16 protein-coding genes are annotated in these 23,347 nt (G+C 63.3%); 1 reads left to right on the top strand and 15 read right to left on the bottom strand.

What is annotated here, in order from left to right; all coding sequences use genetic code 11:
• Positions 1-9: 9 nt before the first annotated feature.
• The 4 genes from putA to hemE all read right to left on the bottom strand — a co-directional run bounded on the left by putA (position 10) and on the right by hemE (position 10,242).
• Entirely contained in the window at positions 10-3,948 is a 3,939-nt protein-coding gene (gene putA, locus HDG33_RS28315; RefSeq protein ID WP_184036930.1) for a trifunctional transcriptional regulator/proline dehydrogenase/L-glutamate gamma-semialdehyde dehydrogenase, read from the bottom strand.
• 881 nt (positions 3,949-4,829) lie between these two features.
• The gene (locus HDG33_RS28310) at positions 4,830-6,260 is read right to left on the bottom strand and encodes a YeiH family protein (RefSeq protein ID WP_184036927.1); all 1,431 of its coding nucleotides are present in this window, start codon (positions 6,258-6,260) and stop codon (positions 4,830-4,832) included.
• Positions 6,261-6,429: 169 nt separating this feature from the next.
• Positions 6,430-8,667 carry a primosomal protein N' gene (locus tag HDG33_RS28305; protein ID WP_184036924.1) on the bottom strand — a complete coding sequence of 746 codons (2,238 nt, stop codon included), beginning with the start codon at positions 8,665-8,667 and terminating at the stop codon, positions 6,430-6,432.
• Between the two features lie 474 nt (positions 8,668-9,141).
• Positions 9,142-10,242: a uroporphyrinogen decarboxylase gene (hemE, locus tag HDG33_RS28300; protein ID WP_184036921.1), complete on the bottom strand. Its 1,101-nt coding sequence runs from the start codon at positions 10,240-10,242 to the stop codon at positions 9,142-9,144.
• A 294-nt stretch (positions 10,243-10,536) separates the two neighbouring features.
• On the opposite strand from hemE, the gene HDG33_RS28295 reads away from it, so the two are divergent.
• A complete protein-coding gene (locus HDG33_RS28295; protein ID WP_184036918.1) occupies positions 10,537-11,328 on the top strand; it encodes a transporter substrate-binding domain-containing protein in 792 nt (263 codons plus the stop codon).
• Positions 11,329-12,143: 815 nt separating this feature from the next.
• Here HDG33_RS28295 and HDG33_RS28290 read toward each other — a convergent pair.
• From HDG33_RS28290 to HDG33_RS28240, 11 genes are all read right to left on the bottom strand, one after another.
• Entirely contained in the window at positions 12,144-13,874 is a 1,731-nt protein-coding gene (locus tag HDG33_RS28290) for an AMP-binding protein (protein ID WP_184036916.1), read from the bottom strand.
• Positions 13,875-14,109: 235 nt separating this feature from the next.
• The gene (locus tag HDG33_RS28285) at positions 14,110-14,535 is read right to left on the bottom strand and encodes a F0F1 ATP synthase subunit epsilon (RefSeq protein ID WP_008917918.1); all 426 of its coding nucleotides are present in this window, start codon (positions 14,533-14,535) and stop codon (positions 14,110-14,112) included.
• A 158-nt stretch (positions 14,536-14,693) separates the two neighbouring features.
• Positions 14,694-16,088, bottom strand: a complete 1,395-nt coding sequence (gene atpD, locus HDG33_RS28280) for a F0F1 ATP synthase subunit beta (RefSeq protein WP_184036913.1) — start codon at positions 16,086-16,088, stop codon at positions 14,694-14,696.
• Positions 16,089-16,189: 101 nt separating this feature from the next.
• On the bottom strand, positions 16,190-17,074 hold the full coding sequence (atpG, locus tag HDG33_RS28275) for a F0F1 ATP synthase subunit gamma (RefSeq protein ID WP_184036910.1): 885 nt from the start codon (positions 17,072-17,074) through the stop codon (positions 16,190-16,192).
• A 140-nt stretch (positions 17,075-17,214) separates the two neighbouring features.
• Positions 17,215-18,756 carry a F0F1 ATP synthase subunit alpha gene (gene atpA / locus HDG33_RS28270; protein WP_184036907.1) on the bottom strand — a complete coding sequence of 514 codons (1,542 nt, stop codon included), beginning with the start codon at positions 18,754-18,756 and terminating at the stop codon, positions 17,215-17,217.
• Positions 18,757-18,812: 56 nt separating this feature from the next.
• Positions 18,813-19,352 carry a F0F1 ATP synthase subunit delta gene (locus HDG33_RS28265; RefSeq protein ID WP_090802396.1) on the bottom strand — a complete coding sequence of 180 codons (540 nt, stop codon included), beginning with the start codon at positions 19,350-19,352 and terminating at the stop codon, positions 18,813-18,815.
• A gap of 2 nt (positions 19,353-19,354) precedes the next feature.
• The gene (locus tag HDG33_RS28260; RefSeq protein WP_090802394.1) at positions 19,355-19,825 is read right to left on the bottom strand and encodes a F0F1 ATP synthase subunit B; all 471 of its coding nucleotides are present in this window, start codon (positions 19,823-19,825) and stop codon (positions 19,355-19,357) included.
• Positions 19,826-19,961: 136 nt separating this feature from the next.
• Positions 19,962-20,231, bottom strand: a complete 270-nt coding sequence (atpE, locus tag HDG33_RS28255) for a F0F1 ATP synthase subunit C (RefSeq protein ID WP_007180033.1) — start codon at positions 20,229-20,231, stop codon at positions 19,962-19,964.
• Positions 20,232-20,312: 81 nt separating this feature from the next.
• Positions 20,313-21,164, bottom strand: a complete 852-nt coding sequence (gene atpB / locus HDG33_RS28250; RefSeq protein ID WP_026225522.1) for a F0F1 ATP synthase subunit A — start codon at positions 21,162-21,164, stop codon at positions 20,313-20,315.
• A 165-nt stretch (positions 21,165-21,329) separates the two neighbouring features.
• Positions 21,330-21,875: an ATP synthase subunit I gene (locus HDG33_RS28245; protein ID WP_090802391.1), complete on the bottom strand. Its 546-nt coding sequence runs from the start codon at positions 21,873-21,875 to the stop codon at positions 21,330-21,332.
• Positions 21,876-22,450: 575 nt separating this feature from the next.
• Positions 22,451-23,338 carry a ParB/RepB/Spo0J family partition protein gene (locus HDG33_RS28240; RefSeq protein WP_090802389.1) on the bottom strand — a complete coding sequence of 296 codons (888 nt, stop codon included), beginning with the start codon at positions 23,336-23,338 and terminating at the stop codon, positions 22,451-22,453.
• Between the last annotated feature and the right edge of the window lie 9 nt (positions 23,339-23,347).

Genomic DNA, 23,347 nt, shown 5'->3' with positions numbered 1-23,347 from the left:
GAGGTTCGCTCAACCGATCGTCATCAAATTCGCATTGCCGCCTGCCGCCGCGGTATTCACGCTGACCGAGCGCTCGGTGAGCAGACGCTCGAGCGCGTAGTCCTCGTCGCCGCTCGCGAGCGCACGGGCCGCGACGCCCTGCACCGACACGATCGGCCCCGCGCGCTTCGCGACCTCCTTCACGAGCGCGAGCAGCTCATCGCTGTCGCCTTCGAACAGCACGGCGTCGAACGGCGCGTCGGCGCTCTTCTTCACGCTCGCGTGGGCCTTCAGCGACGCCGGCAATTGCGAAACCAATTGTTCACCGGCCGCGCCCTCGAACAACGCACGATTTCCCGTAGCCAGCGCCGCCGCGAACTGCACGCGCGCGCCGCTCGCCGTCGACGCGATACACAGCACCGTGCCGCGCGGGCCCAGCGTGTACGTATTGCGCTCGCCGGTCGGCCCCGACATTACCGCGGTCGCGCCCGCCGGCACATGCGACAGATAGCCGTCGCAACGCGCGGCAAGCTGCGGCTCGCGCTCGGCGATCAGCCAGTCGCGCAACGCGGTCAGCGCGGCCGCCGGATTGTCGCCCTGTTCTGCAGCCTGCGCCGCCTGCGGTACTTCGACCACCAGCGCCTGCGCGAGCGACTTCGGCAAACCAGCCGGACGCGTTGCGAGCAGACGCTGCAGATATAACGCACCGCCGGCCTTCGGCCCCGTACCCGACAGTCCTTCGCCACCGAACGGCTGCACCCCGACCACCGCGCCGATCACGTTGCGGTTCACGTAGATGTTGCCTACGTGTGCGCGGCTGATCACGTGCGCGATCGTTTCGTCGATGCGCGTGTGGATGCCGAGCGTCAAACCGTAACCCGTCGCGCGAATCTGTTCGAGCAGCTTGTCGAGCTGGCTGCGGCGATAGCGCACCACGTGCAGCACCGGACCGAACACTTCGCGCTTCAGCTCGTCGATGCTGTCGAGCTCGATCAGCGTCGGCGGCACGAAAGTACCCTGCGTCGCGCCCTCCGGCAGCGGCAATTGCTCGACCTTGCGGCCCTTGTCGCGCATCGCCGCGATGTGGGCGTCGATGCCGCGCTTCGCGTCCAGGTCGATCACCGGGCCGACGTCGGTCGACAGCCGATCCGGGTTGCCGAGCGCGAGCTCGCGCATCGCGCCTGTCAGCATTTCGAGCGTGCGGTCCGCGACATCGTCCTGCAGACAAAGAACGCGCAACGCCGAACACCGTTGACCGGCGGAGTCGAAAGACGACTGCAGCACGTCGGCGACGACCTGCTCGGCGAGCGCCGACGAGTCGACGATCATCGCGTTCTGGCCGCCGGTTTCGGCGATCAGCGGAATCGGCTTGCCATCCGGATCGAGTCGGCCGGACAGCGTCTTGTTGATCAGACGCGCGACTTCGGTCGAGCCGGTAAACATCACCGCACGCGTGCGCGGATCGGCGACCAGCGCGGCTCCGACCGTCTCGCCATTGCCCGGCAGCAGTTGCACCGCGCCCGCCGGCACGCCCGCTTCACGCAGAATTCGCACCGCTTGAGCTGCGATCAGCGGCGTCTGCTCGGCCGGTTTCGCGAGCACCGTGTTGCCGGCCGCGAGCGCGGCGGCCACCTGGCCCATGAAAATCGCCAGCGGGAAATTCCACGGGCTGATACAGACCACCGGACCGAGCGGCCGATGCGTGTCGTTCGAAAACTCGTCGCGGATCTGCGTCGAGTAGTAGCGCAGGAAGTCGATCGCTTCGCGGATCTCCGCGACCGCGTTGGCGAGCGATTTGCCCGCTTCGCGCACCACGAGGCCCATCAGCGTGTGCATCTGCGCTTCGAGCAGATCCGCGGCACGCGCGAGGCAATCCGCGCGCGCCTCGACCGGCGTCGCCTGCCAGATCGGCGCGGCGGCCACCGCATGGCCGAGCGCGGCGCTCACATGCTCCGCCGTCGCTTCGACGACCGTGCCGACGAGATCACGCTGGTCGGCCGGGTTGCGCACGTCACGCCCGGCGCCGACCGCGATCTGGTTGTCTTCGAGCATTGGGGCGGCGCGCCACGGATGATGCGCGCTCGCGAGCAGCGCCGACGACAGCGACGCGAGCCGATGCTCGTTCGACAGATCGAAGCCCATCGAATTGAGCCGTTGCGCGCCATACAGATTGCGCGGCAGCGGAATGCGCGCGTGTGGCGCGCCGAGCGGCACGATCCTCGACGCTTCCTCGACCGGATCGGCGACCAGGTCCTTGATCGCGACGGATTCGTCGGCGATGCGGTTCACGAACGACGTGTTCGCGCCGTTCTCGAGCAGCCGGCGCACGAGGTACGCGAGCAGCGTCTCATGCGTACCGACCGGTGCGTACACGCGGCACGGGCGGTTCAGCTTGTCGCGGCCGGTGACTTCTTCGTAGAGCTGCTCGCCCATGCCGTGCAGGCACTGGAACTCGTACTGGCCGGGGTAGTAGTTATTGCCTGCGAGCTGATAGATCGCCGACAGCGTGTGCGCGTTGTGCGTCGCGAACTGCGGATAGACGGCATCGGGCGCGCCGAGCAGTTTCTTCGCGCAGGCGAGGTACGACACGTCGGTGTAGACCTTGCGCGTGTAGACCGGATAGCCTTCGAGGCCGTCGACCTGCGCGCGCTTGATTTCCGTATCCCAGTACGCGCCCTTCACGAGCCGCACCATGACACGGTGACGGCTGCGGCGCGCCAGATCGATCAGGTAGTCGATCACGAACGGGCAGCGCTTCTGATACGCCTGCACGACGAAGCCGATGCCGTTCCAGCCTTGCAGCTCCGGATCGAAGCACAGCGCTTCGAGCAGGTCGAGCGAGAGTTCGAGGCGGTCGGCTTCTTCGGCGTCGATATTGAGGCCGATGTCGTAGCGGCGCGCAAGGATCGCGAGCGAACGCACGCGCGGCAGCAGCTCGCTCATCGTGCGTTCCTGCTGCGCGCGCGAGTAGCGCGGATGCAGCGCCGACAGCTTGATGGAGATGCCGGGGCCCTCGTAGATGCCGCGGCCGCCCGCGGCCTTGCCGATCGCGTGGATCGCCTGCTCGTACGACGCGTAGTAGCGCTGCGCGTCGGCCTCGGTGGTGGCCGCTTCGCCGAGCATGTCGTATGAATAGCGGAAACCGCGCGCCTCGTACTTGCGGCTGTTCGCGAGCGCTTCGGAAATGTTCTCGCCGGTCACGAACTGCTCGCCCATCAGGCGCATCGCCATGTCGACGCCCTTGCGGATCAGCGGCTCGCCGCCCTTGCCGATCAGGCGCGTGAGCGCCGACGACAGGCTCGTCTCGCTATTGGTCGTCACCAGCTTGCCGGTGATCATCAGGCCCCAGGTCGCCGCGTTGACGAACAGCGACGGCGCCTGGCCGACGTGCGATTTCCAGTCGCCCTTGCTGATCTTGTCGCGGATCAGCGCGTCGCGGGTCGCGCGGTCGGGAATGCGCAGCAGCGCCTCGGCGAGGCACATCAGTGCGACGCCTTCCTGGCTCGACAGCGAAAATTCGTGGATCAGCCCTTCGACGCCGCCGCCCTTGCTCTTCGAGCGCAGCGTTTCGACGAGCTTGCCGGCCATCGCCTGCACGTCGCCGGCGAGGTTGGCCGGCAGACGCGCCTGGCCGAGCAGGAACGGCACGCACTCGGGTTCAGGGCGGCGATATGCGGCGGTGATCGCCGCGCGCAGCACCGACTGCGGTTGCACGTTCTGCGCAAAATCGAGAAACGGATGGGATGCGCCGTCTTCCTCGTTCTCGACCGCCGCGCCGTCGGCGAGATCGGCCGTGCCGGCCGCGCCTGACAGTTCGGGCGGCAACTGGCCGTGCTCGATCTTTTCGAGGTAGGCGAAAATCGCCTGCTTGATCAACCAGTGCGGGGTGCGCTCGAGGCGGGTGGCGGCATCTTTGAGCCGGGAACGCAAGAGGTCGTCGACCTTGACGCCAAGAGTGGTGCTAGCCATGTTTCCTTCTTTGATACCGGGCGCGAGCCTGGCGAAAGACTAAAAGTTGGGCGAATCGTACGCCTCCAAATAAAAAGGTGCAACCAAATCGGCAGGTTGGTTGCACCCCGTCGGAAGCCTTATGGAACAGGGGTTTCCGGGCGGTGACCGACAGTCGGACCGGGGTGTTTTCGATCGGTACTTTCCCTGGCGTGATTCTTTTTGAAATAAGCCTTATCAAACGACTTCGCGCGCCGATATACAGAAGCACGATGACGGACGGCCCGAAACGTCGGTTTCAGGGCACGCAGAAAAGATAAACGGGGTTCTCGAGGGTTGGTGTAATGGAAAAGTGGCTGGTAATACTGGGCATCTGGGCGATGTGCGCGGCCTGTGCGGTGTTTTTCATTCGAGGCGCGACAAGGGGCTCGAATCGGCGCGAAGAGGAGCGCAAGCGTGCGAGCGCGGCCTCGCGTGGATCGGCGGGCAATACGCGAAACGCGCTGAACGACTGAGATCAGGAGAGGGCGCGCAACGGCTCATGAAGCCGGATGCGCGCGAGTGTGGGGATTCGCGACTGGATTGGCGCGGGGATTTGCGCCTGAAGATCGCTGTTGGATCAGCGCGGCCCGAGCGACGGCGCAACCGGCTCGAACCGCGCACAGACATCGCCGGGCGATACCAACTGGTCATGCAGACCACACAGTCGGCTATCGGCGACGCTCGCGCCGAACCCTGAACTGAACACGGCAAGGCCTGGGATACGCTGCTCGAGCGCATTCCGTTCGCTCACGCGATGCCGGCATGCGGCGCAGCAGGGCGCGTCCGCCGCGCAGTTGCGCTCTACGGCGCCTATGTATGGCGCAGCGCCGGCGCCACGATCCATCGAAATCTTCACGGCGTTATCCGAGGCTGTTCCAGTACGACGCGAACACGTGTGCGGACAGCGCGTAACCGATCGCGATATTGACCACCACGCCCGCCGTGAACGCGAGGAACGGCTTCAGACCGGTCGCGGCAAGCGAGCGGAAGTGCGTCGTCAGACCGATGCTCAGGAAGCAGAAGGTGAACGCCCACGTGCGCAGCACCGTGATTGGCGCGACGAACTCCGGCGTGACGACCTTACGGTAATCGGCGAGTGAATAATGGCTCGCGATCCACGTGACCAACGCCGACGCGATCACGAAGCCGATCACGAACTTCGGGAAACGCGCCCAGATCTCACCGGCATTCGCGCGCGCGGCGACGCCGCTGTCCTGCGCTTCCCAGCGCGTCGTCGCGACGATTGCGAGCACGAACGCCCAGATGCCGATCCAGATGTCGCGGCCGACCACCTTCATCAGCGTGAAGGCCTGCAACGACGCTTCCGGCGCACCGGCGATCGCGCCGCCCGCGTGGCGCGCGAAATCGCCGTAGGCCTGGGCGGCGGCGATGCCCGCGGCGTCGGCGAATTCGGAGGTGCCGATCCAGGCGCCGGCGACGGCCGTCGGCAGTCCGAGCGAGCGCGACGCGAACGGCAGCACGAAGATCATCACGATCGCCCACAGCACGACCAGCGTGATCGCGACCGACGCCTGCTCGCGTTTCGCCCGTACCGCGCCGGCAATCGCGATCGCTGCCGACACGCCGCACACCGCGCCGCCCACACCGAGCACGGCGGCAAAGCGTCGATCGAGTCCGAATGCTCGCGCAACGAGAAAGATCACGAAGAACGTCACCAATGACACGATGCTCGCCTGGACGACCGCGACCGGACCGGCCCACACGAGCAGCGTGAACGGCAGCGTCGCGCCGAGCAGCACGATACCGACCTTGATGTAAAACTCGACGCGCAGCCCGGCCGCGAGCCACTCCGGCAGCGTGAACAGGTTCGACACGAGCAGCCCGAGCGCGAGCGCGACGAGCGGCGGCTCGAGGTTGTACCTGGACGCGTCGACCCATGCGCCGAGCGTCAGAATCAGCGCGGAAGCGACGAACACGACGATGAAGGCGGCGAGAAACGCGCCAACGCGCTGCCGGAGCAGGGCGACGCTCGCGCCGAACAGCACCGCGAATGTCGCGAATAGCGCGAGGTAGTTGGGTAGATGCTTGCCGATGTCCTGCGCGGCCTGCGCGACGCTCGACCATTTGGCCGGCGCGACCGCAAGCCACTTGATGCTGCTGCCCGACGCGAACAGCGCCCACGCGATCACGATCACGAGCAGGCCGACGCCCGCGGCGAGCCAGTCTTCGGTCAGCGAAAAGCCGCTGCCTCGTGCGGTTTGCGCGTCTTGTGTACCTTGCCGCTGACCCGGCGCGGCGCCCTCCGGCACGGTGTGATGGGTGTCGCTCATTGCACATGCCCCGCGAAAGTTGAGTGGCATCGGCGCGAAGTTATTGTCGTTTAGCCCCAAAATTCGCCGATTTGGCGACTATAGGCGAGCGGGATCGCAAAGCGAAACGATCATTCGCTCTATGGATATGACTCAAAGAAGTATGGCGGGCGTCATCTGGCCCGTGGCGTCAGATGTCGAGCGGATCGACTTCGAGGTTCCAGCGCAGCACGCCCTTGAGCGCGCGCAACAGTGGCTGCCACGCGCGCAGCGTAGCCTGCAGCGCCGCGCGCGATGCGCATTCGATCAGCAGCTGCGCGCGATGCACGTGCATCACCTTGACGATCGTGAGCGGCACTGCGTCGTAGACGGTGACGCGCCCGGCGGCAGGAATCCGCGCAAGTTCGGCGGCGGCCTGCTGCAGAAACGCGAGCGCCGCTTCGAGCGTGCGGCCTTCGGCGCGCAACAGCGCCTGGTAGACGAACGGCGGCAGGTGCGCGTCGCGTCGCTCGGCGAGCGTCGCATTGGCGAAGCCGACGTAGTCATGACGGCACAGCGCGTGATACAGCGCGTGACGCGGATAGCGCGTCTGCACCAGCACTTCGCCCGGCAGACCGGCGCGGCCCGCGCGGCCGCTCACCTGCATCAGCTGCGCGAACAGGCGCTCGCTCGCGCGGAAATCATGCGAAAACAGCGCGGTATCGGCGTTCAGCACGCCAACCAGTGACACGCGCTGGAAATCGTGTCCCTTCGCGATCATCTGCGTGCCGACCAGAATATCGACCTCGCCCGCGTGCACGTCCGAGAACAACGCCTGCGCGCTTCCCTTGCGGCGCGTGCTGTCGGCGTCGATACGCAGCACACGGGCGCCCGGCACCGCGCTCGCAAGCGTTTCCTCGACGCGCTGCGTGCCGCGCCCGAGCGGTGCGATATCGACGTTGCCGCACTCCGGGCACGAACGCGGGATACGAGACTCCCAGCCGCAGTGATGGCAGCGCAGCGCGCGCTCGGGCTTGTGCAGCACGACGTAGGCGCTGCAGCGCGGACAACCGGCCACCCAGCCGCACGCGTCGCAGGCGAGTTGCGGCGCGTAGCCACGGCGGTTGAGGAACACGAGGCTCTGCTCGCCGCGTTCGAGCCGCGCCTTTATCGCGGCGATCAACGGGCCCGACAAACCTTCGATCGATGCCCGCCCGCGCCGGCGCTCGTCTTCGAGATCGATGAGACGCACGCTCGGCAGTGCGGCCTCGGCGACGGCGCGGCGCGACAGCGTGAGCCGCTCGTAGCGGCCCTGATCTGCCTGCCACCAGCTCTCGAGCGACGGCGTCGCCGAGCCAAGCACGACCGGCACGCCGAGTTGCTTCGCCCGATAGATCGCGAGATCGCGCGCCGAATAGCGCAAGCCTTCCTGCTGCTTGTAGGCCGGATCGTGCTCCTCGTCGACGACGATGATCGCCAGCCGCGGCAGCGACGCGAGCACCGCGAGCCGCGTGCCGAGCACGATGCGCGCGCGGCCGGTGTGCGCGGCGAACCAGTTGCGGGCGCGCTCGCCTTCGGCGAGGCCGCTATGCAGCGTGACGATCGCGCTGGCGTCGAGCGCGGCGAAGCGGGCGCGGAACGCCGCCTCGAACTGCGGCGTCAGGTTGATTTCCGGTACCAGCACGAGCGCTTGCGCATCGGGCTTGCCGGCCAGAATCGCGGCGAGCGCGCGCAGATACACCTCGGTCTTGCCGCTGCCCGTCACCCCGTGCAGCAGGAACGGCGCGAAGCCGTGGGCGTCGCGGATCGCTTCGACGGCACTCGCCTGTTCGTCGGTGAGGGTTGGCTGGGCAGGCGCGGGCATGTTCGGCAGCGACGCGGCGGCGGGCACCGTGGCGGCGTCGATCACATCGAGCGTGACCCAGCCTGCCGTCTGCCATGTGTCGAGTGTCGCCAGCGCCTTCGGATGCAGTGCGCGGGCGTCGGCAGCGAGGAGGAAGTCGGCTTGAGCGAGCGCTTGCGCGAGCGCTCGGAGCGCGGTCGCGCGGGCCGGCAAGGCGTCAGGCAATACCGTGCGGCCCTCGGCCGTCAACCGATAGCGCTCTTCCGGGGCGAACAGCCGCGACCAGCGCGACGCGTCGCGCAGCGCCTGCGGCAGCCCCGGCAGCGCCACTTCGCCGAGACCGCGCTGATAGTAGTCCGCGGCGAATGCGGCGAGCGCGAGCCAATCTGTCGACACCGGCGGACACGCCGTGCAGACCTCATCCACATCACGCAGGCGCTCGGCCGGCACGTCGCTGTGAGCGGTCACTTCGCAAACGAGCCCCACCACGTGCCGCTTGCCAAACGGAACGCTGACGAGCGTGCCTGCGACAGCCGCCCCGGAGATGTCGCAGCGGTAGTCGAACAGGGTCGGCAGCGGATGGTCGAGCGCGACGCGGACGAACATTTCGTTCACTCGGCGTGGCGCTGAGGATGAGCCGGCACGAGGCCAACTCGCGGCGCGAGGTGGGTCGCATGGGACGCGAAGCCGTAGAAGTTAAAGTAAAACCTTAATTTCACCGCTAAGTTTTGGATTCGACTGAACAATTGCGCTCGGCTCGCGGCCCTGTGGATAACTTTGTTGAGAACTTCGCTTCGACGGGCCGCAAACGGCGCGGCGACGGCCTTGTGTGGGATTCCGCACATTTCATCACGCGCCCCGCAAACCCTTGCCGGACAAGGCTCAGATCAAATGCGCCGAGCATGTGCAAGGGTCGGGGCACGATTAAAGTCTCTACCGCGCCGCAGCGTGCGAAGTGTGCATAAGTCAACCCTTGACTTTCGTAAGACCACCATCTGGCGGCCTATTCGCGGAGCTGCGGTCCTTAGGGCGAGAGCCCAATTCGCTGCGACGCAACAAGAAACGGTAATGATTACACACTCACGCGGGCGTAGGTGCGCCACTACGAATAGCGCGGCTGTGACGATGCACTTCGTCGACCAGTTCAGCAACATGCTCTGGCGGCGTGAACTGTGAAATGCCGTGACCCAGATTGAAAACGTGGCCAGGATGGTTGCCGAAACTGTCGAGCACCGCGCGCGCTTCCATGCGGATCGCGGCAGGCGGCGCAAACAGCACCGACGGATCGATGTTGCCCTGAAGCGCCACCTTGCCACCGACACGTTCGCGCGCCTTGCCGAGGTTCACGGTCCAGTCGAGGCCCACCGCGTCGACGCCGCTCGCGGCGATGTCGTCGAGCCACAAGCCGCCCCCCTTCGTGAACGCGATGACGGGCACCTTTTCGCCGTCGTGTTCGCGCTTCAGCTGGCTGACCACCTGCTCGATGTAGCGCAGCGAAAAGCGCTGATAGATGCCATCGGCGAGCGCTCCGCCCCATGTGTCGAAAATCATCACCGCTTGCGCGCCAGCTTCGATCTGCGCGTTCAGATATGCCGCGACCGAGCGCGCGTTGACCTCGAGAACCCGCTGCAGCAGATCGGGACGCGCGTATAGCATCGATTTGACGGTGCGAAAGTCCGCCGAGCCGCCGCCTTCCACCATGTAGCACGCGAGCGTCCACGGGCTGCCTGAGAAGCCGATCAGAGGCACGCGCTGGCGGCCTTGCGCGTCCTTCAGCGCCGAGCGGATTTCACGCACGGCGTCGGTCACGTAGCGCAGTGTCGCGTCGATGTCGGGCACCGCCAGGCGCGCGACGTCGTCTTCGGTGCGCACCGGACGGGCAAATCTCGGCCCTTCGCCATTGACGAACTCGAGACCGAGGCCCATCGCGTCGGGCACGGTCAGGATGTCGGAGAACAGGATCGCGGCGTCGAGCGGATAGCGATCGAGGGGCTGCAAGGTGACTTCCGTCGCGAAAGCCGGGTTCTTCGCGAGACCGAGGAAACTGCCCGCGCGGCCGCGCGTGGCGTTGTATTCCGGCAGATAGCGGCCAGCCTGCCGCATCAGCCAGATCGGCGTGTAGTCGGTGGGCTGGCGCAGCAGCGCGCGCAGAAAAGTGTCGTTCAGGAGTTGATGGGCCACGTTGCGTGCGACTGAAGAGCTGAGGGCAAAGGAGCATTTTACCGGAGGCGGCTCCGGACATCGCGCGTCGCGGGGTAATGAATGTTGCGACGGCGCGTCGTGGGAAGCGGGCGGCAAGCAGCTCGGACGCACCTCGATCAACTACCGCCCGCCACTGCCCGCACGGGTCAGGGTCGATGTCTTCCGCTGCCCGGGTCGCCCTGGCTGAACGGCCGATGTTCAAGCCCGCCCTGCCAAGCTACTATCCGACAGCATTGCCGATGAATTACACACTACACACGACCAGGAGACTCGATGAAGAAGGCAGCACTCGCAATGCTTGGCGCGCTCGCCGGCGTCCTGATGCACGTCGGCGTAGCCAGCGCGCAAAACGCCGCGCCCGCGCCGTCCAGGCTCGACGACATCATCAGCCGCGGCACGCTGCGCGCTTGCACTACCGGCGACTACAAGCCGTATTCGTTCTACAGGGGCGATGGCCAGTTCGAGGGCATCGATATCGACATGGCTGAATCGCTCGCGAAGTCGCTCGGCGTGAAGGTCGAGTTCGTCAAGACGTCGTGGTCGAACCTGATGAACGACTTCGTCGCAAAGTGCGACATCGGCATTGGCGGTGTGTCGCCGACGCTCGAGCGCCAGAAGCATGCGTTCTTCACACAGGCTTACATGATCGACGGCAAAACGCCGATCGTCCGTTGCGACGACGTCAACAAATATCAGACGGTCGCGCAGATCGATCAACCGTCCACACGAGTGATCGTCAATCCGGGGGGCACCAACGAGAAGTTCGCGAAGCAATACTTCACACACGCAAACGTGACCGTTTATCCGGACAACGTGACAATCTTCAAGCAGATCCTCGCGGGCAAGGCGGACGTGATGGTGACGGATGCGTCGGAAACGCTGCTGCAGCAGAAACTCACTCCCGGCCTCTGCTCGGTGCATCCGGACAAGCCGTTCCAGTACGGCGAGAAGGCCTGGTTGCTACCGCGCGGGGATGTCGCGTTCCAGCAATACGTCGATCAGTGGCTGCATCTCGCTCGAGCGACCGGCGAGTATCAGGCTATCTCGGACAAGTGGTTGAAGTAAGCCGACCGTGTCCGTTGGAGGCCGTCAGTTGCTGACTGATTGCGAGGGGGGCCTGCGCGCGCCTGGAGATTTGGGTGCCGGCGATGATGTAACGAAGGGCGACGTGGTCGGGTCGTATAACTGTCCGGGTCAGGTCCAAGGTGCAGCGATGCGCCCCTTTCCAATACGCTGCACAAGCGGATTCGCTTTGCTGCATTGCACCACAGGTTTTTCATCGAATTGCGATGTATTTCGGGGCAGGGTCACAGCGCTGGTTCCGCAGGAAATTCGTCGCTCGAACGCTGCAGACGCAACCATTTCACGCTGATGAGTGACCCAATTTCTGCTGCACCAGGCGTCATGAATGGCATCAATCATGCGTATTAAATTGCGGCATAGTCATCGGTAATAACTACGTTTTAAAGGTTTCATTTTGGCAATAAATCCCGCAGCGCCTTATCTGGCGGGCGTTACAACCTGAAACACTTTGTTACCGCGTTCCTAGGGTAATTCGCCCACAATGCCCTCAACGGTTTCAACACGGATGTGGCTGTGTGCGTGGTGTGAGCGGATACGATGCACTTGCCGGTCGGCGCTTGCCGAAGCCCTGTAAAGGGGCATCCCTGCTGGGGCCGTCATCGACGCAGGGTCGTCGTGACTACCGTCCCATCTTTGGTCTCCTCGCGCTAACCCCGTAGCGTGTGGTTTTTAGCGGGCTCCAGGCCCGCTTTTTTTTCGCCTGCTCAAACGTTTGCGCGCGACGAATCTTTGCCGCGCAATTCCGGTTCTACCGTACCTATTTGGCATGTTTGGCTGCGCAGCGTGCTGCGGTGGCGTCATGCCGTCTTGTGCTCTCTGAGTTTCAACTCGCCGATCATCCGTTCGCGCATCACGAATTTTTGCACCTTGCCGGTCACGGTCATCGGCAGTTCATCGACGAAGCGGATATATCGCGGCACCTTGTAGTGCGCAATCTGTCCCTGGCAGAACTGCTGGATTTCTTCTGCCGTCGCCTGTTCGCCGGTCCGCAGCACGATCCACGCGCATACTTCTTCGCCATACCTGGTATCGGGCACGCCGAACACCTGCACGCTCTGGATCTTCGGGTGACGGAACAGAAACTCCTCGATCTCGCGCGGATAGATGTTTTCGCCGCCGCGGATCAGCATGTCCTTCAGCCGGCCTACGATGTTGCAATAGCCTTCGGCGTCGAGCGTCGCCAGGTCGCCCGTGTGCATCCAGCCGTCGACGATACTCTCGTGCGTCTTCGCTTCCTCCCCCCAGTAACCGAGCATCACCGAGTAGCCGCGCGTGCATAGCTCGCCCGTTTCGCCGACCGGCACGATATTGCCGAGCGGATCGACGATTTTCACTTCGAGATGCGGCTGGATGCGCCCGACTGTCGTCGTACGCTTGTCGAGCGGATCGGTCGTCGAGCTCTGGAACGAGACTGGGCTGGTTTCCGTCATGCCGTAGGCGATCGTGATCTCGCTCAGGTGCATCTTCGAGACGACCTTCTTCATCGTCTCGATCGGGCACGGCGAGCCCGCCATGATGCCGGTGCGCAGCCGCGAGAAGTCGTACGAGGGGAAGGTCGGATGGTCGAGTTCTGCGATGAACATCGTCGGGACGCCGTGCAGCGCGGTGCATTTTTCCTCCGCGGTCGCGGTGAGTGTCGCGGCCGGATCGAAGCCCTCGCCCGGAAACACCATGTTCGCCCCGACCGACACGCACGCGAGCACCGCCAGCACCATCCCGAAGCAGTGGTACAGCGGCACTGGAATGCACAGGCCGTCCTGCTCGCTGAGCCGCATCGCCATCGCGATATAGCGCGCGTTGTTCACGACGTTGCGATGCGTCAGCGTCGCGCCCTTCGGATTGCCCGTCGTGCCGCTCGTGAACTGGATGTTGATCGGCTCCCGGCACGACAGCGTCGCGCCGATCGCATCGAGCCGAGTGGCGTCGAACGACGCACGGCCACGCTCGATCACGTCGGAAAAGCTCAGCATGCCTGGCGTCTCCGTGTCGCACATGCGGATCACGTAGCGCAGTTCCGCCAGCCGCGCGGCATGCAGTTCACCCGGCGGCTGCGTCGCCAATTCGGGCGCGAGTTCCTGCAGCATCTCGAGGTACATCGACGTCTTGAAGCGCTCGGCGGTGATGATCGTCTTGCAACCGGCCTTGTTCAGCGCGTATTCGAGCTCCGCGAGCCGGTAGGCAGGATTGATGTTGACGAGGATCGCGCCGATACGCGCGGTCGCGAACTGCGTCAGCAGCCACTCGACGCGGTTCGGCGACCAGATGCCGACGCGATCGCCCTTCGCGATGCCGAGTGCAAGCAGCCCGGACGCAAGCACATCCACTTCCTGCGCGAATTCGCTCCACGTCCAGCGGATGCGCTGCTCCCGAAACACCACGGCCGGCCGGTCGGGAAAGCGCGCAACGGTGTCGCGCAGAAGCTCGCCGACGGTCGCTTCGCTCAACGGATTTTCAGTCGACCCGCGCACATACGACAGTCCATCCGCGGGTTCGATGAGCGCACCTTCTCCCGAGCTATGCGTTGCCATGGTGTTGTCTCCGTGAGCGCAAGCGCGCTCGATTGAAATGAATTTGAAATCGATTGTGCACCGGCGCGTATCCGGCCGGCATCAAGTCTTACCCGCACCGCGTCGCATCGAGCGCGGCGAGCGGTGACCGTCCGTTACTCCAACCTCGTGGATTTTGCCGACCTTTACGTAAACGTCAACTAGCTATCAAAAAAAAAGCAGCCGCGCAGGCTGCTTTCTTCTACTACGTGCTGCTTTAGTGCTGGCCGCGCAGCTTGCGCAAACGCTGGATTGCCGCGAGTTGCGCCGTCGCGTACGCGAGTTCCGCCTGTGCGGTCGCGTACTCGAGGTTCGAGCCCGTGTTCTGCAGCGCCTCTTCCGCACGCTTGCGTGCGTCTTCGGCCTTGGCTTCGTCGAGATCCTTGCCGCGGATCGCGGTGTCGGCGAGAACCGTCACTGCACCCGGTTGGACTTCGAGGATGCCGCCGGCGACGAACACAAACTCTTCTTCGCCGTTTTCAACTTCGATGCGCACCGCACCCGGACGGATCCGCGTGATGAGCGGCGTGTGGCCCGGCAGAATGCCGAGTTCACCCGCTTCGCCTGGCAGCGCGACGAACTTCGCCTGGCCCGAGAAGATTTCCTCTTCCGCGCTGACGACGTCTACTTTAATGGTTGCCATATGTGTCGACTCCTGTCGACGAGAGTTAGCGCTTGAGTGCTGACTCCCGTCCCATGCAAGGCGGGTTGAGCGTAATCAAAGACGCTGGCTTTGCGCAACACTACCGTTTTGGCAGCCGTGATGCGCGAGGTCGGCGCCCGCTTCGTTACACCCGACCTTTACTGGATCTTCTTGGCTTTTTCGAACGCTTCGTCGATCGTGCCGACCATGTAGAACGCTTGCTCCGGCAGGTGGTCGCACTCGCCTTCGACGATCATCTTGAAGCCACGGATCGTTTCCTTCAGCGGCACGTACTTGCCCGGCGAACCCGTGAACACTTCAGCGACGTGGAACGGCTGCGACAGGAAACGCTGAATCTTGCGAGCGCGCGCGACGGAAAGCTTGTCTTCCGGCGCGAGTTCGTCCATGCCCAGAATCGCGATAATGTCGCGCAGTTCCTTGTAGCGCTGCAGCGTTTGCTGCACGCCGCGCGTGATCGAGTAGTGCTCTTCGCCGATCACGTGCGGGTCGATCTGACGCGAGGTCGAATCGAGCGGGTCCACCGCGGGGTAGATACCGAGCGAAGCGATGTCACGCGACAGCACGACGGTTGCGTCGAGGTGGCCGAAGGTCGTAGCCGGCGATGGGTCGGTCAAGTCGTCTGCAGGGACGTACACGGCCTGCACCGACGTGATCGAGCCAGTCTTGGTCGACGTAATACGCTCCTGCAACTTGCCCATTTCTTCAGCCAGCGTCGGCTGATAGCCCACTGCCGACGGCATACGGCCGAGCAGTGCCGACACTTCGGTACCGGCCAGCGTGAAACGGTAGATGTTGTCGACGAAGAACAGCACGTCGAGGCCTTCGTCACGGAAGTGCTCGGCCATCGTCAGGCCGGTCAGCGCGACGCGCAGACGGTTGCCCGGCGGCTCGTTCATCTGGCCGTACACCAGCGCGACCTTGTCGAGAACGTTCGAGTCCTTCATTTCATGATAGAAGTCGTTCCCTTCGCGGGTACGCTCGCCCACACCGGCGAACACGGAGTAACCGCCGTGTTCCTTCGCGATGTTGTTGATCAGTTCCATCATGTTCACGGTCTTGCCCACGCCGGCGCCACCGAACAGACCCACCTTACCGCCCTTCGCGAACGGGCAGATCAGGTCGATAACCTTGATGCCGGTTTCGAGCAGTTCGGTCGACGGCGACAGTTGGTCGAACGCCGGAGCCTTCTGGTGGATCGCACGCGTGGTTTCGCTCGAGATCGGGCCGGCTTCGTCGATCGGACGGCCAAGCACGTCCATGATACGGCCGAGGGTCGGCTTGCCGACCGGCACGCTGATCGGGTTGCCCGTGTTCTTGACGATCGTGCCGCGGCGCAGACCATCCGAAGCACCCAGACAGATGGTACGGACCACGCCGTCGCCCAGCTGCTGCTGGACTTCGAGCGTCAGTTCCGAACCTTCCAGAATGAGCGCGTCGTAGATCTTCGGCATGGTTTCACGCGGAAATTCCACGTCGATCACCGCGCCGATGCACTGTACGATCTTGCCTTCTACCAAAGCAGTGGTACTCATCGCTTTTCCTTTAGATACTCAATTCTTCACTCGCGCAAAGGCGCAGTTTCTCCGATGGGTGCGCCGCTCGGGCGCACACGCAACGACCTGCCTGACCGGGGTCAGACGGCCGCCGCTCCACCGACGATTTCCGACAGTTCTTTCGTGATCGCGGCCTGACGGCTCTTGTTGTAGACGAGCTGCAGATCGTTGATGACCGTCTTCGCATTGTCCGAAGCGGCTTTCATCGCGACCATGCGGGCCGACTGCTCCGATGCCATGTTTTCCGCGACGGCCTGATAGACCAGCGCTTCGACATAACGCACCAGCAGTTCGTCCACCACTGCCTGCGCATCCGGCTCGTAGATGTAGTCCCACTGCGTGCTCGGCGTCGTACCGTCTTCTTCCGTGCGCTCGAACTGGTCCGCCGACAATGGCAGCAGTTGCTCGATCACCGGCTCCTGCTTCATCGTGTTGACGAAGCGCGTGTACGCGAGGTACACCGCCGAAATCTTCCCTTCCGAGTACAGGTCGAGCTGCACCTTCACAGCGCCGATCAGTTTTTCCAGATGCGGCGTATCGCCCAGTTGCACGACGTTCGACACGACTTTCGCCTGCAGTCGGTTCAGGAAGCCCAAGCCCCTGCTGCCGATCGCGGTTGCCTCGATCGTCTTGCCCTGGCCTTCCAGTTCCTTGAACTTCTGCAGCGACGCACGCAGCACGTTGGTGTTCATCCCGCCGCACAGACCTTTATCAGTCGTGACGAGGATGATGCCGGCCGCCTTCGCGCCTTCGTTCGACACCATGAACGGGTGACGATACTCCGGGTTCGCGCGGCTCATGTGCGCGGCGATATCGCGGACCTTGTCGGCATACGGGCGAGCAGCGCGCATGCGCTCCTGAGCGCGGCGCATCTTCGATGCGGCCACCATCTCCATCGCTTTCGTGATCTTGCGCGTGTTTTGCACGCTCTTGATCTTGCCGCGAATTTCCTTCATTCCAGCCATTGCTTGCTCCTTTGTCGGCCCGAGTTAGCGCTTTAGCGCTTACTCGGGTCCCATGCAATGCGGCCGAAGTAGCGCGGGAGCATTCGCATGCGGCCCGCGCCGCTTCAAGGTCCGTTTATGCCTTGCGGATCACTCGCGGATCAATAAGCGCCGGACTTCTTGAAGTCTTTGACGGCCGTGTGCAGCAGGCCTTCGTCGTCCTTCGAGAGTTCCTTGGTATCTTCGATACGCTTGACCAGGTCAGCATGGCTCGACTTCAGGTGGTCGCGCAAGCCTTTTTCGAACGGCAGGACTTGAGCAACTTCGAGGTCGTCGAGATAGCCGTTGTTCGCCGCGAACAGCGACACAGCCAGTTCCCACACTTGCAGCGGCTGATACTGCGGCTGCTTCAGCAGTTCCGTCACGCGGCGGCCGCGCTCGAGCTGCTTGCGGGTCGCTTCGTCGAGGTCCGATGCGAACTGCGCGAACGCAGCGAGTTCGCGGTACTGCGCCAGGTCGGTACGGATACCGCCCGACAGCTTCTTCACGACCTTCGTTTGAGCCGCGCCACCCACACGCGACACCGACACGCCGGCGTTGATTGCCGGGCGGATACCTGCGTTGAAGAGGTCGGTTTCAAGGAAGATCTGGCCATCGGTAATCGAGATCACGTTCGTCGGAACGAATGCGGTCACGTCGCCTGCCTGCGTCTCGATGACCGGCAGTGCCGTCAGCGAACCGCTCCTGCCCTTCACTTCACCATTGGTGAACTTCTCGACGTACTCTTCCGAGACGCGAGCAGCACGCTCGAGCAGACGCGAGTGCAGATAGAACACGTCACCCGGGTAAGCTTCACGGCCCGGCGGGCGGCGCAGCAGCAGCGAGATCTGACGGTATGCCCAAGCCTGCTTGGTCAAGTCGTCATAAACGATCAGCGCGTCCTGGCCGCGATCGCGGAAGTATTCGCCCATCGTGCAGCCGGCGTACGGCGCGAGGTATTGCATCGCGGCCGATTCCGAAGCCGAAGCGGACACGACGATCGTGTATTCCAGCGCGCCGGTTTCTTCCAGCTTGCGCACCACATTCATGATCGACGAAGCCTTCTGGCCGATCGCGACGTAGATACAGAAGAGGTTCTTGCCCTTCTGGTTGATGATCGCGTCGACTGCGACCGCGGTCTTGCCGCACTGGCGGTCGCCGATGATCAGCTCACGCTGGCCACGGCCGATCGGCACCATCGCGTCGATCGACTTCAGACCGGTCTGGACCGGTTCCGAAACCGACTTACGCCAGATCACGCCCGGAGCAATCTTTTCGATTGCATCGGTCTTCTTCGCGTTGATCGGGCCTTTGCCGTCGATCGGGTTGCCGAGTGTGTCGACCACGCGGCCGAGCAGTTCCGGACCCACCGGCACTTCCAGAATGCGGCCCGTCGTCTTGACGATGTCGCCTTCCGAAATGTGTTCGTATTCACCCAGAATCACGGCGCCGACCGAGTCGCGCTCGAGGTTCAGTGCGAGACCGAAGGTGTTGCCCGGGAATTCGAGCATTTCGCCCTGCATCACTTCCGACAGGCCGTGGATACGCACGATACCGTCGGTCACGGAGATCACGGTGCCCTGGTTGCGAACGTCTGCGCTCGCTTCAAGGCCCTGGATCCGGCTCTTGATCAGCTCGCTGATCTCAGAGGGATTGAGTTGCATTATTCGCTCCTGATAGTCAATTCTGTTGCGTGCCAGCCGCTAAAACGCGAAGCGCTTCAGGCCGTCAGGGCCGTTTGCATGCTGGCGAGCCGCGCGCGGACCGAGGTATCGAGCACTTCGTCGCCGACCGTCACGCGTACGCCGCCGATCAGCGAGTGATCGACTTCGACCGTCGGCTTCAGCTTGCGCTTGAACTTGCGTTCGAGGCTTGCGACGAGTTCGTTCAACTGCGCACCTTCGAGCGGGAATGCGCTGACGATCAGCACATCTGCTGCCCCTTCGCGGGCGTTCTTCAACTCTTCGAACTGCGAGGCGATTTCCGGCAGCAGCTGCAGGCGATGGTTGTCCACCAGCATCTGCACCAGATTCTTCGCTTGCGCGTTGTCCTTGAGCGGCGACTTGACCGCGGCCAGCAGCAGATCGCTTACCTGGGCACGGCTCACTTTCGGGCTCGAGGCGATCGACAGCACTTCGGGCAGACGCGCAACCTGTGCCAGCTCCTGCACGAGCGTGGACCAGGCGGCGATGTCACCAGCTTCGGCCACGCCAAACAGCGCTTCCGCGTACGGACGGGCGATGGTTGCAAGTTCGGCCATGATCAGAGCTCGGCTTTCAGTTGATTCAGCAGGTCAGCATGAGCCGCCTGGTCGACTTCGCGCTGCAGGATCTGTTCAGCGCCCTTCACAGCGAGTGCAGCAACTTCGCCACGCAGCGCTTCGCGCGCCTTCACGACTTGCTGATCCGCGTCGGCCTTCGCCTGCGCGATGATGCGGGCGGCTTCCGCCTGCGCCTGAGCCTTGATTTCGTCGGCGACTGCGACGGCGCGCTTTTCAGCGTCGGCAATGCGTTGCTGGCCGTCGTTGCGAGCCTGAGCCAGTTCCTGGTCGACGCGCTTGTGAGCGGCTTCGAGTTCCTGCTTGCCCTTTTCCGCGGCGGACAGACCGTCGGCGATCTTCCTCGCGCGCTCGTCGATGGCGTTGATCAGCGGCGGCCACACGAATTTCATCGTGAACCACGCGAGGATCAGGAACACGACCATTTGCGCAAACAGGGTTGCGTTGAGATTCACGGTGTTTCCTTAAACGTTGCTAGTTCGGAAAGTGAAACGGCAAGGCGCTCATCGATTCTGCTCGATCAGCGCCCCAGTACCCGTTCCGCCCTGCGCCTTTACCTGTTATAGCTCAGGCGCAAACCTCCGAGGAACCTCAGCCTGCCAGCTTCGAGAGCAGCGGGTTCGCGAACGCAAACAGCATTGCCACACCAACGCCAATCAGGAACGCCGCATCGATCAGACCAGCCAGCAGGAACATCTTGGTTTGCAGCGGGTTCATCAGTTCCGGTTGACGGGCGCATGCTTCGATGTACTTGCCACCCATCAGACCGATACCGATACAGGCGCCGATAGCACCCAGGCCGATGATGATGCCGATACCGATGGCGGTCAGACCCTGGATGTTGGCGATGAAAGCTTGCATGATCACTCCTTTGTGAAAAGTCTTTTAGAACTGGTTGGAACTGGGATTTAAAAAACTACGATTCTTTGCCGACAACGCAGGTTAGTGCGTGTCGTGTGCCTGGCCGATGTACACCAGCGTCAGCATCATGAAAATGAACGCCTGCAGCAGAACGATCAGGATGTGGAAGATTGACCACACTGTGCCGGCGACCACGTGGCCGATGAAGCCAAGCACCGTCGTGTCCGCGCCGAAGCTCCAGAGGCTGCCGAGCAGGGCAATCAGCAGGAACAACAGTTCGCCCGCGTACATGTTGCCGAACAACCGCATGCCGAGCGAGACCGTCTTCGCGACGAACTCGATGATGTTCAGTGCGAGGTTCGGGATCCACAGCAGCGGATGCGCGCCGAACGGAGCGGACAGCAGTTCATGCACGAAGCCGCCAGCGCCCTTGATCTTGAAGTTGTAGTAAATCATCAGCACGAACACGCCGAGCGCGATACCGATCGTGCCGTTCAGGTCGGCGGTCGGCACGATGCGGTGGTGTGGGATGGCTTCGGACAGACCCAGCCAGCCGATCACACGGCCCGGCAGGTCGACGGGAATGAAGTCGAGTGAGTTCATTAGCGCGACCCAGACGAACACGGTCAGCGCGAGCGGCGCGATGAAGGTGCGCGAGCCGTGGATCATGGCCTTCGATTGATCCTCGACCATTTCGACAAGCATTTCGATCGCGCATTGGAAGCGACCCGGCACGCCGGCCGTTGCCTTGCGGGCTGCCAGATGCAGCACGAAGATCGTGACGAGGCCGCACACGATCGACCAGAAAAGGGTGTCGAGATTCCACACATGGATGTCGAAAATCGACGTCTGGTGTGCGGTGGAAAAGTTCTGCAAGTGGTGCGCGATGTACTCGGACGGATCCATTGCGCGCGTGCCTTCGCTAGCTGCCATATCGTTAAAGCCACCCAAATTGTCGAAAATCGTTCGAGGCCGCTCCCGCCGGAACACTGTGTTGCGGGAACGCGCCGGGTGCGGGCCCTGTCTCACCCGCACACCCGTGCCGGCGCTGCGCGCCGGCCTTAAATTCTTTTTGCTGCTGTTTTTTGTGCTGCTACCTTAGCGCCACGCCAAGGCGATCCAGTAAGTCTTCAGCGCGATGAGGTAGGTCACGAGCAGCGGAATCCAGCGTACGTCGTGATACCAGAAGGCGATTGCGACAAACATCGCAATCGTTGTCCCCATCTTGAGTGCTTCGCCGATCATCCAGCTCATCACGGTCTCGGCGCCGCCCTGCTTTTTCAGTCGTGCCGCGAACAACGCGCCCGGCACCCAACAGATCGCCCCCCCGAGGAACGCGGACAGCGCAGCAGCGCCCGGCGGCTTGTAGAACAGCCACCACAACAGCGTTGCGACCAGGGACAAAACCATTTGCGCTGCGACGACCCTGAACGGCGTTACGCGCGATGGACGACCCACGCCGGGACCAAACAGCTTTTCCGCCTCGGCCCGCGTGAGCGGAACGATATTGTTATCTTCCTGCGCGTCATCCCACGCTTCGGCCGGATCGAACTGCCGACTGGAGGACATCTCGGGTGCGGAGCGTTCAGCGCGGTGTCTGTCGTCACCATTCTCCGGCGACAGATTCGACGTTTTGACCGCCATCGCAATGTTCCGAAAGTCTCGTTCAGCCCGCGAGTTTACGCAGCGCTTACGGGGTTGCCGTGCAATTAAATCCGGGCGATTGTAAGCGATAGTTGCAGGCAATTCAAGACTTTAGGCCAGCCTATAGCCGCGTGAAACTTCCCTTCACGATGCGGTAAAACGTACGCTAACGACGCGAAACACGTCAAATGTAAGGCGGGCGGGGGGCGGCAAAACCCGTGCGGGTGGTCACGTGGATCGAAGCTCGTTGGCAGTGCGTTCCGACGCAGCGGCAGACGTCTCGAAAATGCAACAAATGCCTCTTTTTTAAGGGCTGAACGGGATAGCTCTTCTAATGAGCTGAATCAGCCTCACCGCAAATTTCGATGATGATCGGGTCGCTTTTGATAGCGGCTCGTCAGGATGATTATCGCGTGAATGTGGAGCGTCTGAAGCTAGGATTCCTGATTATTCGTGCATCGGTTGTTTTGGAATCCACAATAGTCGCTCGCACCGAGGTAGACCAACTCGCGGCAGTGCTCATGCACAGGCCGCCAGCCGTTCACCACTCTTGCCTGCTAAGCGCCAATCTGTGCTCAGACGTTCGCGTTCCCGCGCAAACGAACCAGAATGCCTTCCAGCGCGTCGAGATCGCCGAAGTCCACCAGCACCTGGCCGCGACCGCGTCGGCCGAGCTTGATTTTCACCGTAGCGGACAGCAGGTCCGACAGTTCCTCTTCCAGGCGTCGCGTGTCACGGCCGCCGTCCGGATTCGCGCGGGCCTTGGCCGCCGGCGTCACCTTCGTGGTCATCGCAACCAGCTTTTCCGTCTCGCGCACAGACAGGCGCTTGTTGACGACCTGGTTGGCCAGCGTGATCTGTGTCGCGGCATCGACGGCGAGCAGCGCGCGAGCGTGGCCCATGTCGAGATCGCCGGCGAGCAACATCGTCTGTACCGGTGTCGCAAGGTTCAGCAGACGCAGCAGGTTCGACACCGCGCTTCGCGAGCGGCCCACCGACTCTGCCGCCTGCTCATGCGTGAAATTGAATTCGTCGAGCAGGCGCTGGATACCCTGGGCCTCTTCGAGGGGATTCAGATCCTCGCGCTGGATGTTTTCGATCAGCGCCATCGCCGCGGCGGCCTGGTCGGGCACGTCCTTCACAAGCACCGGCACCTCGTCGAGGCCAGCGAGCCGCGCCGCGCGAAAACGCCGCTCCCCCGCGATGATCTCATAGCGGTCCGCCGCGATCGGACGCACGAGAATCGGCTGCATCAGCCCTTGCGCGCGGATGCTCGCCGCAAGCTCCTGCAGCGCGCCTTCGTCCATGCGCGTGCGCGGCTGGTATTTGCCCGCCTGCATCTTGCCGAGCGGCAACACATTCGGCGCGCCGTCGATCACCGCTGCCTCGGTGATATCGGCGGTGCCGCCGAGCAATGCCTCCAGACCGCGGCCCAGTCCCTTCTTTCTTGCTACTGCGTTCATCGTGCTTCC

This window comes from Paraburkholderia sp. Cpub6 (genome assembly GCF_014201065.1).
GTDB lineage: Bacteria > Pseudomonadota > Gammaproteobacteria > Burkholderiales > Burkholderiaceae > Paraburkholderia > Paraburkholderia tuberum.
The sequence above is the reverse complement of the archived record's forward strand: the minus strand, read 5'-3'. Positions and strand labels throughout refer to the sequence as shown.

What these genes read in the sequence shown, in the direction of transcription:
- HDG33_RS28290 (WP_184036916.1), bottom strand. Translation starts at nt 13,874, where the DNA reads ATGGCAACGCATAGCTCGGGAGAAGGTGCGCTCATCGAACCCGCGGAT.
- HDG33_RS28310 (WP_184036927.1), bottom strand. Translation starts at nt 6,260, where the DNA reads ATGAGCGACACCCATCACACCGTGCCGGAGGGCGCCGCGCCGGGTCAG.
- HDG33_RS28285 (WP_008917918.1), bottom strand. Translation starts at nt 14,535, where the DNA reads ATGGCAACCATTAAAGTAGACGTCGTCAGCGCGGAAGAGGAAATCTTC.
- HDG33_RS28265 (WP_090802396.1), bottom strand. Translation starts at nt 19,352, where the DNA reads ATGGCCGAACTTGCAACCATCGCCCGTCCGTACGCGGAAGCGCTGTTT.
- atpB (WP_026225522.1), bottom strand. Translation starts at nt 21,164, where the DNA reads ATGGCAGCTAGCGAAGGCACGCGCGCAATGGATCCGTCCGAGTACATC.
- atpG (WP_184036910.1), bottom strand. Translation starts at nt 17,074, where the DNA reads ATGGCTGGAATGAAGGAAATTCGCGGCAAGATCAAGAGCGTGCAAAAC.
- atpE (WP_007180033.1), bottom strand. Translation starts at nt 20,231, where the DNA reads ATGCAAGCTTTCATCGCCAACATCCAGGGTCTGACCGCCATCGGTATC.
- atpA (WP_184036907.1), bottom strand. Translation starts at nt 18,756, where the DNA reads ATGCAACTCAATCCCTCTGAGATCAGCGAGCTGATCAAGAGCCGGATC.
- HDG33_RS28305 (WP_184036924.1), bottom strand. Translation starts at nt 8,667, where the DNA reads ATGTTCGTCCGCGTCGCGCTCGACCATCCGCTGCCGACCCTGTTCGAC.
- HDG33_RS28295 (WP_184036918.1), top strand. Translation starts at nt 10,537, where the DNA reads ATGAAGAAGGCAGCACTCGCAATGCTTGGCGCGCTCGCCGGCGTCCTG.
- HDG33_RS28245 (WP_090802391.1), bottom strand. Translation starts at nt 21,875, where the DNA reads ATGGCGGTCAAAACGTCGAATCTGTCGCCGGAGAATGGTGACGACAGA.
- atpD (WP_184036913.1), bottom strand. Translation starts at nt 16,088, where the DNA reads ATGAGTACCACTGCTTTGGTAGAAGGCAAGATCGTACAGTGCATCGGC.
- putA (WP_184036930.1), bottom strand. Translation starts at nt 3,948, where the DNA reads ATGGCTAGCACCACTCTTGGCGTCAAGGTCGACGACCTCTTGCGTTCC.
- HDG33_RS28240 (WP_090802389.1), bottom strand. Translation starts at nt 23,338, where the DNA reads ATGAACGCAGTAGCAAGAAAGAAGGGACTGGGCCGCGGTCTGGAGGCA.